The organism is Photobacterium lucens (genome assembly GCF_009873615.1).
Taxonomy (GTDB): Bacteria; Pseudomonadota; Gammaproteobacteria; order Enterobacterales; family Vibrionaceae; genus Photobacterium; species Photobacterium lucens.
This window is the reverse complement of sequence record NZ_SSMG01000093.1, coordinates 1-554: the sequence shown is the minus strand read 5'-3', so window position 1 is coordinate 554 and position 554 is coordinate 1. Positions and strand designations below refer to the sequence as shown.

Here is a 554-nt window from a genome sequence, read left to right as displayed (position 1 = left end):
TAAAAGCCTATTGCAATGAAAATAAGACGTTACCGAGTGCCGTCAACATTTCATTAGAACAATATGAATCGGTTGGACTGATCCAATCTTTGACGCAACTTGAACATAGCAGCAACAATCAACTTCTTACTGATAAGTGTAAAGCATTGCTTAACTACATTGCTTCAGGCGCGACCATTCGCATGAATTGTTATGCCAGATAAAATCCCCCCTCGCATTGGGCGACATTCTGCTTGTTAAGTTCTGGTCGTTCTAACTTAATACCTGATTGATTTTCGATGTAGTAGCCAGCAATACGACTTCCAAATTTAGCTCCAAAGGCTTTCAGTTCTTCTTTTGCCCGCTGGGCAGCTTACTCGGTAGTTGAGGCTCGAAGGTAAGCGAAACTAATGAGATTAGCTAATAAAAATAATATTAACCGATAAGATAGTGATTTTTACAGACGTAAAAAAGCCCGCAATTGCTTGCGGGCTTTTCTATTTGGCTCCTCCTGCTGGACTTGAACCAGCGACATACGGATTAACAGTCCGCCGTTCTACCGACTGAACTAAGGA

General features: G+C 41.7%; 1 protein-coding gene. It reads left to right on the top strand.

What is annotated here, in order from left to right:
* Nucleotides 1-203 (top strand): hypothetical protein (locus tag E5A76_RS04940; RefSeq protein WP_222932508.1); only part of this gene is annotated, 203 nt, incomplete at its 5' end.
* Between the last annotated feature and the right edge of the window lie 351 nt (nucleotides 204-554).